This window comes from Muricoccus harenae (assembly GCF_009848505.1).
In the GTDB taxonomy this organism is placed as follows: Bacteria; Pseudomonadota; Alphaproteobacteria; order Acetobacterales; family Acetobacteraceae; genus Roseomonas; species Roseomonas harenae.
On record NZ_WWDL01000077.1, the window covers coordinates 1 to 3,679 of the forward strand.

Consider the following 3,679-nt stretch of genomic DNA (forward strand, 5'->3'; position numbering starts at 1 on the left):
AGAGATTGATCTGCTCATGCAGGAGGCGGTCGGAATGTGGGCCGCGCGACCGACACCGCGGACAGGTGCACTGATGAACTGCAGGCAGGGACATCGGGGAAGCTCCGCTCAAAACGGATGCACAGCATCACATTAACGCCCGAGCCTTCGCATTCTATGCACGTAGTTCTCTGCCGTGCCCTAGGGCATCCAGCCCTTGGCCCGTAACGCCAGCAAGGAGGCGGTTGATCGATTTGTTCAATGCTCTTGATCAAGAAAAACGGTTTCCATCCATCGTGAGCCGCGCATAGCCTTCTCCAAAACGTCCAGGAGAGAGCCAAGATCATGGATACGAACCCGAGCGGTCCGCTGAGTTGCCCAGCGAAGAAGCCGGCCGCGTTGCGGTCCCTGCTGGGACGGACCAACCGCGATTGGTGGCCGAACCATCTCTCGCTCGATATGCTCCATCAGAAGGGTCTCACCGGGAACCCGATGGGCGATGACTTCGACTACGCGAAGGAGTTCCAGTCGCTCGACTACGCGGCGGTGAAAAGGGACCTTCACGCGCTGATGACCGACAGCCAACCCTGGTGGCCGGCCGACTACGGCCACTACGGTCCGTTCTTCATCCGCATGGCCTGGCACAGCGCCGGCACCTACCGCACCGGCGACGGCCGCGGCGGCGCGTCCTCGGGCTCGCAGCGCTTAGCACCGCTCAACAGCTGGCCCGACAACGCCAACCTCGACAAGGCACGCCGCCTGCTCTGGCCAGTCAAGCAGAAATACGGCCGCAAACTCTCTTGGGCCGACCTGATGATCATGGCCGGCAACGTCGCCATCGAGTCCATGGGCGGGCCGGTCTTCGGCTTCGGCGGCGGGCGCGAGGACACCTTCGAGCCCGAGAAGGACATCTACTGGGGCACCGAGGAGGAGTGGCTGGGCGATACTCGCATCACCGATGAGAAGGTGCTGGAGAGCCCGCTCGCGGCGATCCAGATGGGCCTGATCTACGTCAATCCCGAGGGCCCGGGCGGCGAGCCCGATCCGGTCCGCTCGGGCCGCGACATCCGCGAGACCTTCGCCCGCATGGGCATGAACGATGAGGAGACCGTCGCGCTAACCGCGGGCGGCCATACTTTCGGCAAGTGCCACGGCGCGGGCGATGCCAAGAAGCTTGGCGCGGAGCCCGAGGGCGCCGATGTCGCGCAGCAGGGTCTCGGCTGGCAGAGCGGCCATGAGAGCGGCTTCGGCGACCACACCATCACCAGCGGCCTCGAAGGCGCGTGGACGCCCAACCCTACCCGGTGGGACGGCGGCTATTTCCACATGCTGCTGGACTACGACTATGAACTGGTGACCAGCCCCGCCGGCGCCAGGCAGTGGCAGCCGAAGAACCAGGCGCCCGAGGACATGGCACCGGGCGCGCACAGACCCGATCGCCGCGTGCCGACGATGATGACGACGGCCGACATGGCGATGAGGGAGGATCCGAAGTACCGGGCAATCTCGGAGCGGTTCCGGGACAATCCGGACCAGTTCGCCGACGCCTTCGCGCGCGCCTGGTTCAAGCTGTGCCACCGCGACATGGGCCCCAAGGCCCGCTACCTCGGACCGGAAGTTCCGGCCGAGGAGCTGATCTGGCAGGATCCGATTCCGGTGGCCGATTACGCGCCGATTGACGGCGCCGATGTCGCGGACCTCAAGCAGAAGATCCTCAATTCCGGCCTCACCGTGGCTGAACTGGTGGCGACGGCCTGGGCCTCGGCCTCGACCTATCGTGGTTCGGACCACAGGGGCGGCGCCAATGGCGGGCGCATTCGGCTCGCGCCGCAGAAGGATTGGGACGTCAACGAGCCCGAGCGTCTCGCCAAAGTCCTGCAGGTGCTGGAAGGGATCAAGGCCGAGTTCGACGGCGCGGCCTCGGGCGGAAAGAAGGTCTCAATCGCCGACCTGATCGTCCTTGGCGGCTCCGCCGCGGTAGAGAAGGCGGCGAAGGATGCTGGGCATGACGTCGACGTGCCCTTCTCCCCGGGCCGCACGGATGCCTCTGCCGAGCAGACCGATGTCGAGAACTTCATGCCGCTGGAGCCGAGGGCGGATGGATTCCGCAACTACCTCCAGGTCGCGTTCAACGTCCCCACCGAGGAGCTGCTGATCGATCGCGCTCAGCTCCTCTCGCTGAGCGCGCCGGAGATGGCCGTCCTCGTCGGCGGCCTGCGCGTGCTGGGCGCCAACCATCGCGGGCAGAAGGAGGGCGTACTCACGGACCATCCGGGCCAGCTCACCAACGACTTCTTCGTCAACCTGCTGGACATGGGCACGGCGTGGAAGATGGTGGACGGACACGCGGATGAAGTCTTCGTCGGCACCTGCCGCAACACCGGCGAGCAGAAGTGGACGGCGACGCGCACCGACCTCGTGTTCGGCTCCAACTCGCAGCTCAGGGCGCTCTCCGAGGTTTATGCGGCAGCCGATGCGGGCAAGAAGTTCGTCGACGACTTCATCGCTGCCTGGACCAAGGTGATGAACGCCGACCGCTTCGACCTGGCTCGGGCCTGACTTCCGGGCGGCTTACCATGCGGTGAGCCATTCCCCGCCGCGGCGCCTCGGCGCGGCGGCACCGGACGGGGCATGGAAGAGCGACGACCGATGCATCGGTAAGACGTAGATCAGCTGGATTCGGTACGCACCTACCGGGTGCCGACGCTTGCTTCCCCCGAACGCGACTGGGCGGGAGCGCCCAACTGCCGCTGAGGCGCGAGATGCATGATGGCCAAAGGCATGACGCTCGAGGCAAGCAGGGACGAGCTCGTGCCGTTCGGCAGCCAGCTCAGCTGCTTGCGCTTGACCATGCGGGATCGGGCACCCCTCAACCGCACGCTTCCCGGCGTCAGGATACGTGCCGTTCCGCTGGGCTGATGGATTCCGGGTCTGGACTGAGCTGATCGGCGCGACGCCGATCCAATAGTGCGCCCTCGGCTTCGCCGCCCAGCTAACGCACCGTGCTCCCGAGCTTGATGTGGCCGAGCAGGATTTGCACAGCACGCAACTTGCCGGTCCGTTTGTTGACGAGAGCGACCTTGGTCCAGCTTACGCTCTGGATGGCATATATGGACCGGCCGAGCCCGAGGTCTCGACCCAGTCGCCGAAATGGAGTCATGCGACCAGGCTGTCACGCGTCCCGCATCCACCCAGGGGCTGCATCAACAGGGAGACATGAGAATGGATCCGCCCGAACTTCCCTCATTTGGCCGACTGGCCGAGGACGGCCCGCGTCCTGCACTGGGGAAGGAATGCTTCCACGATCTGCTGACGGCGCCCGGCGGCGCCCGGGTTGAGCGGATCGTCTCGCGTGGCGCCTCAAGCCCGTCGGGCTTCTGGTATGAGCAGGACTGGGACGAGTTCGTGCTGGTTATTTCCGGTGCCGCCGTACTGTCCCTCCCGGACGGGAGTGAACACCGAATGGCGGCAGGAGACTATGCCATCCTACCTGCTTTCTGCCGCCATCGTGTCGCTTGGACGGATCCGGCCGGAGAGACGCTCTGGCTCGCTGTCCATATGCCGTCCCGGTCACTAAGAACCTATCTCGGTAGGGCATGTCGCCAGGAGATGATGCCGCAGGCGAGGTGGAGGAGGGCGAGGTAGTTGGGGGGCTTCTTGGTCCATCGGATCAGGATGGAGCGGAAGCGGTTGAGCCAGG

General features: G+C 65.3%; 1 protein-coding gene and 2 pseudogenes. 2 read left to right on the forward strand and 1 reads right to left on the reverse strand.

Features of this window, described 5'->3' with window-relative positions:
- Nucleotides 1-324: 324 nt before the first annotated feature.
- Together katG and GSE44_RS26645 are read left to right on the forward strand one after the other, a co-directional pair.
- On the forward strand, nucleotides 325-2,538 hold the full coding sequence (gene katG / locus GSE44_RS24855; RefSeq protein WP_159351507.1) for a catalase/peroxidase HPI: 2,214 nt from the start codon (nucleotides 325-327) through the stop codon (nucleotides 2,536-2,538).
- A gap of 663 nt (nucleotides 2,539-3,201) precedes the next feature.
- Nucleotides 3,202-3,522: pseudogene (locus GSE44_RS26645) on the forward strand (cupin domain-containing protein); the annotation flags it as partial.
- Between the two features lie 38 nt (nucleotides 3,523-3,560).
- Here GSE44_RS26645 and GSE44_RS26095 read toward each other — a convergent pair.
- Nucleotides 3,561-3,679 (reverse strand): annotated as a pseudogene (locus GSE44_RS26095) (IS5/IS1182 family transposase); the annotation flags it as partial.

Coding starts and splice junctions, on each gene's coding strand:
- katG (WP_159351507.1), top strand. CDS start 325: ATGGATACGAACCCGAGCGGTCCGCTGAGTTGCCCAGCGAAGAAGCCG.